Origin of the sequence: Microbacterium sp., assembly GCF_047972865.1 — a bacterium.
In the GTDB taxonomy this organism is placed as follows: domain Bacteria; phylum Actinomycetota; class Actinomycetes; order Actinomycetales; family Microbacteriaceae; genus Microbacterium.
This window is the reverse complement of record NZ_JBKEAY010000161.1, coordinates 1-5,669: the sequence shown is the minus strand read 5'-3', so window position 1 is coordinate 5,669 and position 5,669 is coordinate 1. Positions and strand designations below refer to the sequence as shown.

Genomic DNA, 5,669 nt, shown 5'->3' with positions numbered 1-5,669 from the left:
ACCGGCGCGGGGGTCGGGGCGGCGGCCGGGGTCGCCGCGGGTTGTGCCGCCGGGGCGGCGACCGGAGCGGCACTGGGCTTCGCGCTCGGCTTCGCCCCCGGCTTGGGAGCGGGCGCCGGCTTCGCGCCGGGAGTCGGAACGGCCGCCGGCGTGTGCGCCGACGCCGTGTCGGGGGCGGCTTTGGCCTGGGCCGCCTGGGCCGCCGCGGCCTTGCTGGCACCGGCGGCCTCGAGAGCCGCGCGCAGCTTTCGGGCCACGGGGGGTTCGATCGTCGACGACGGACTCTAGACGAACTCGCCGAGTTCCTTCAGCTTCGCAAGCGCGACCTTGCTGTCGACGCCGAGCTCGGAAGCGATCTCGTGTACGCGTGGTTTTGCCACAATTCTCCTGTCTGGGGCCCACCCCGGACAGGGCGGACCATTACGTGCGGACGGGACTCATTTCGAGCCGTTCACTTTGTGTCCATAGCCGTTCAGCCGTTTCGCTGGTCTTGTATCGGTCCGTGCTGTGAGCAACTGAGGATTCAGCGTCCCCGCAACACGCAATGCGCGTCCGAACACGCGGCGCCGGATGGCGGCGTCCACGCAGGCGTCCGTGTCATGCACCCACGCACCCCGACCCGGTAGGACGGGAGGCTCATCCGGGATGAGTTCGCCGTTGCGGGCGACGACCCTCAGCAAGGAGGATCGCGGGGCACGTGCGCGGCATCCCACGCACGTTCGAACGGGTTCCATCCTACCCCGTTACGCGCCCTCCAAGATCGAGTCCGGCTGGATGTCGATCTTGGCGCCGGTGAGCTTGGCCGCCAGACGTGCGTTCTGCCCTTCCTTACCGATCGCCAGCGACAGCTGGTAGTCGGGAACGAGGGCACGCACGGCCTTGGTGTCGGCGTCCAGAACGAAGCTGGAGGTGACCCTCGCCGGGGACAACGCGTTGGCGACGAAGGTCGCCAGGTCGGGGTCGTGGTCGACGATGTCGATCTTCTCCCCGCCCAGTTCTTCGGTCACGGCACGGACGCGGCGGCCGAGTTCGCCGATGCACGCGCCCTTCGCGTTGATGGAGGGGTCGTTGGCGGCGACGGCGATCTTGGTGCGGTGCCCTGCCTCGCGCGCCAGCGAGACGATCTCGACGAGCCCGGCTGCGATCTCGGGGACTTCGAGGGCGAACAGCTTGCGCACCAGGCCCGGGTGGGTGCGCGAGACCGTGATGGAGGGGCCTTTGGTCCCCTTCGACACTGAGGTGACGTAGACGCGCAGCCGCGACCCGTGTGGGTACTCCTCCCCCGCTACCTGCTCCTCGGGCGGCAGGATCGCCTCGACACTGCCCAGGTCCACGTGCACCATGCGGGGGTTCGGCCCCTGCTGGACGACACCGGCGACGATGTCGCCCTCCTTGCCGCGGAACTCCCCGAGCACCGCGTCGTCGGCGATGTCGCGCAGCCGCTGACTGATGACCTGCTTGGCGGCGAACGCCGCGATACGGCCGAAGTCGTCGGGCGTGCTCTCCTCTTCTCCGATCACGGCGCCGTCATCGTCGAGGACGGGGACGAACACCGCGACGTGACCGGACTTCTGGTCGAGCTGAGCGCGGGCGCCGTGCGGCGCATCGCCGTCGGGAGAGGTGTGCTTGGCGTATGCGGTGAGAATCGCCTGCTCGATGATCGCGACCAGTTCGGCGAACGGGATGTCCTTCTCGCGCTCGATGTTCCGCAGCAGTCCGAGATCGATGTCCACGGGGACCTCCCTTTTCACTTCTCACCGCCGGCGCATCACGGCGGCATCCCGTAAACGTTACCCGATTCGCTCCCGCCCCGCCCCTCGCTCACCGTCCGGATCCGCAGCCGAGTCCAAGGCGTTGATCGCCCGGATGAGACGGTGCAACTCACCCACCTGGAACTGGTCGGGCTGCAGGACCAATCGCGGCAGCTCCAGCCGGTCGCCGTCCTCCCGTTCGGGCTGCAACGGGCCGCGGCTCTCGATGCGGCCGACCGCCAGGAGCGTGCCGAACCTCGTGTTCAGGTCGTCGACCTCGGCGGGCGTCGGGGTCCGGCGCACGCGCAGCACCAACCGCGCCCCCACCCACCGCAGCGAGTCGTAGTTGCGCCAGAAGCCGGCGATCTCCTCCGCGGCCGCCTCCACCGAGTCGGTGACGCGCACGCGATCGAAGTCGCCGGGCGAGATCACCCCGGCGGGGACGAGGTGGTCGTCGACGTAGCCGCGCAGCCCCGTCCAGAACGTGCCGCCCGGCTCATCGAGCAGCACGATCGGGGCGGGCTCGGCCTTGCCGGTCTGCTGCAGGGTGAGCAACTCGAACATCTCGTCGAGGGTGCCGAAACCGCCCGGGACGCATACGAACCCCTGCGATTCCTTCACGAGCATGAGTTTGCGGGTGAAGAAGTACTTCATGGCGACGTTGTTCGCACCGGCGGCGATGACCGGGTTCGGCTTCTCCTCGAACGGCAGCCGGATCGACACCCCCAGCGAGCGCCGGGGCCCGGCGCCTTCGGCGGCGGCCTGCATGATGCCGGGCCCGGCCCCCGTGACGACCATCCAGCCGCGGTGGGCGAGGGCACGGGCGACCCCCGACGCCTGCCGGTACAGCATCGAGTCGGGTTTCGTGCGTGCCGAGCCGAACACGGTGACCTTGGGAACCTCGCGATACGGCGCGAACAAGTCGAACGCGGCGCGCATCTCGGTGAGTGCCGCCGAAGTGATCTTCAGGTCGAGGCGGTCGGCGTGATCGATGCCGAGCCCGACCCCCGTGGTGAGGATGCGGCGGATCAGGTCGGCGTCGGCGGTGATGCCGACCTCGGCGATCAGCGCGTCGGCGGCGGCGGTCAGCTCGGGCGGGACGGGGGCCGCAGCGGGTGGTGCCATGTGCTCAGCCTGCCACGCCCGGCGAACAGCCGGTGGCCGCGGGGTGAACGATCCGCGCCGAGATCAGGCGAGCGCGGCGACGGCCTCCGCGGCGGGGAGCACACGGCGCTGTCCGCTGCGCCGGTCCCACACCTCCACCTCGCCGTCGGCCGCACCTCGGCCGACGATCAGGATGCGCGGCACGCCGACCAGCTCCGCGTCGCCGAACTTGACGCCGGGCGACACCTTGGGACGGTCGTCGTACAGCACCTCCAGTCCCGCCGATTCGGCCTCGTCCGCCAGTCGCTCGGCCAGCTCGAAGGCCACGGCATCTTTGCCGGTGGCGACGATGTGGACGTCGAACGGAGCGACCGATGCCGGCCACACCAGCCCCTTCTCGTCGTTGTTCAGTTCAGCGAGGATCGCGAGGATGCGGGTGACACCGATGCCGTACGAGCCCATCGTGACGGTCACGCGCTTGCCGTTCTCGTCGAGCACCTGCAGTCCCAGGGTCTCGGCGAAGAAGCGCCCCAGCTGGAACACGTGCCCGATCTCCATGCCGCGGGCCAGTTCCACCGGACCGGAGCCGTCCGGCGCGGGGTCGCCGGCGCACACGCTGGCCACCTCGACGAACCCGTCGGCACCGAAGTCACGACCGGCCACGACGGAGTGCGCGTGGGTCTGATCGACGTTGGCGCCGGTGATCCACGCCGTACCGTCGACGACGCGTGGGTCCAGCAGGTAGCGGATGCCGGTGGCCGACTCCTCGCCGAGCACCGCGCCGGCGGCCGACCACGGCCCGATGTACCCCTTCACCAGCAGCGGGTGACGTTCGAAGTCCTCCACGGTGGCGGCCTCCACGACCGCCGGCGCGAACGCGACTTCGGCGCGCTTGTCGTCGACGTCGCGGTCGCCGGGGATGCCCACGACGACCAGTTCACGTCGCTCATCGGGGTGGGTGAGGGCGAGGACGACGTTCTTGAGCGTATCGGCGGCGGTGTAGGTGCCCTCCAGGTGCGCGTTGCAGTGCGCGACCAGGGTCTCGATCGTCGGGGTGTTCGGTGAGTCGAACGGCACCGGTGCACCCGCCGGGTCGAACGGGATCGGCGCGGGCGGGGTGGTCGTGAAGGCCTCGACGTTGGCCGCGTAGCCCCCTGCGGAGCGGACGAAGGTGTCCTCACCGACCGGCGTGGGGTGCAGGAACTCCTCGCTGCGGGCGCCGCCCATCAACCCGTTGTCGGCGGCGACGATGACGTACTCCAGTCCCAGCCGCTGGAAGATGCGCTCGTAGGCGTCGCGCTGGGCCTGGTAGGAGGCGTCCAGCCCTGCGTCGGTGTGGTCGAACGAATACGCGTCCTTCATCGTGAACTCGCGTCCGCGCAGCAGTCCGGCCCGCGGCCGGGCCTCGTCGCGGTACTTGTCCTGGATCTGGTAGATCGTCAGCGGAAGGTCCTTGTACGAGGCGTAGAGGTCCTTCACCAGCAAGGTGAACATCTCCTCGTGCGTCGGCGCGAGCAGGTAGTCCGCTCCGCGGCGATCGTGCAGCCGGAAGATGCCATCGCCGTAGGAGGTCCAGCGCCCGGAGGCCTCGTACGGCTCGCGCGGGAGCAGCGCCGGGAAGTGCACCTCGAACGCCCCCGCGACGGCCATCTCCTCGCGGATCACGGCCTCGATCTTCGCCTTCACCCGCAGGCCCAACGGGAGCCAGGTGAACACGCCGGGGGCGGCGCGGCGAATGTAGCCGGCACGGACCAGCAGCTTGTGGCTGGTGACCTCGGCATCCGCCGGGTCTTCACGGAGCGTGCGGAGGAAGTAGCGGGAGAGACGGGTGACCACGAGCCACAAGCTTAGCCGCGCGCGTGCACGCCGATGAGGTCACTCCGCCAGCGCGGCCAGGACGTCTGCGACGACGACCGCGGGATCGGCGTCGGGGTCGAGGTACCCGGTGTCGACGACGAGCAGATTCGTCCCGTCGGTGGACACGACGCGGGTCTCGCCGAGCACCTCGGCGGTGACGGCGGCCCGAGCCCCGGCGACCTCGATCTCGGTCGGCCCGGCGAGCGCGGTGACATACGCGTCCCACGCATCCGCGCCACCGGGATACGCCCAGATCTGAATGCCGCGCGCGGCGCCGGAGGCATCGAAGCCCGACCACTGGCACGGCCCGATCGCGCTGCCGGCGGCACGTCCGATGGCGGCGTCGACGTCTTCACCGCCATCGACGGGGAAACCGGGATCGTAGGCGTCCAGTCCGAGGGCGGCGGGCAGATCCACAGCGGCCGCGACGGCGGGGCAGTCGGTGCGCCACCACGCGTCAGTCACGCTCGCACGGGTCCCGCGGGCCGCCGCCAACGACACCGACACGGCTTCGGCGGCCGCCGACAGCTGCGCCGGTGGTTCTTCCCACGGGCCCCCGGTAGCGGTGGACATCGTCACGAGCGCCCACGCCGGCTCCGCGTCGACGGCGACGCGGCACCCGTTCGCGTCGTAGTCGAAGCTCTCGCACACCGGTGCGGCGTACTTCTCGGCGGTGGCGAGATCGATCACGCCCGCCGGATAGGCGAGCACCGAGAGCACACCGGCGTCCCCCGTCCACCGGCAACGGAGCCCGCCGAGCGTGGCGATGTGCGGCGCGGCCACCGTGTCGGGCACCGCGTGCGCGTCGCCGAGGACCTGATCGACCTCCGGCGGCGGCAGCAGGCCATCGCACGATCCGCCGTACAGGATGACGGCGGCGGTGGGCGTGGCGGCCTCGGTGGGCGTCGGTTGGGTCGCGGGCGTGGGCGACCGGGTGGGCGAGGGCGTCGGCGACGG

The 5,669-nt window shown here is 70.6% G+C and carries 4 protein-coding genes and 2 pseudogenes; all 6 read right to left on the bottom strand.

The window, feature by feature from the left end; all coding sequences use genetic code 11:
• A pseudogene (locus ACK5KK_RS09870) lies at nt 1–380 on the bottom strand (translation initiation factor IF-2 N-terminal domain-containing protein); the annotation flags it as partial.
• Between the two features lie 57 nt (nt 381–437).
• On the bottom strand, nt 438–734 hold the full coding sequence (locus ACK5KK_RS09865; RefSeq protein WP_416889911.1) for a YlxR family protein: 297 nt from the start codon (nt 732–734) through the stop codon (nt 438–440).
• A gap of 9 nt (nt 735–743) precedes the next feature.
• Nucleotides 744–1,733: a transcription termination factor NusA gene (gene nusA / locus ACK5KK_RS09860; protein WP_416889910.1), complete on the bottom strand. Its 990-nt coding sequence runs from the start codon at nt 1,731–1,733 to the stop codon at nt 744–746.
• A 57-nt stretch (nt 1,734–1,790) separates the two neighbouring features.
• Nucleotides 1,791–2,876, bottom strand: a complete 1,086-nt coding sequence (locus ACK5KK_RS09855) for a TIGR00730 family Rossman fold protein (protein WP_416889909.1) — start codon at nt 2,874–2,876, stop codon at nt 1,791–1,793.
• Between the two features lie 63 nt (nt 2,877–2,939).
• A complete protein-coding gene (locus ACK5KK_RS09850; protein ID WP_416889908.1) occupies nt 2,940–4,691 on the bottom strand; it encodes a proline--tRNA ligase in 1,752 nt (583 codons plus the stop codon).
• Nucleotides 4,692–4,730: 39 nt separating this feature from the next.
• Nucleotides 4,731–5,669 (bottom strand): annotated as a pseudogene (locus ACK5KK_RS09845) (hypothetical protein); the annotation flags it as partial.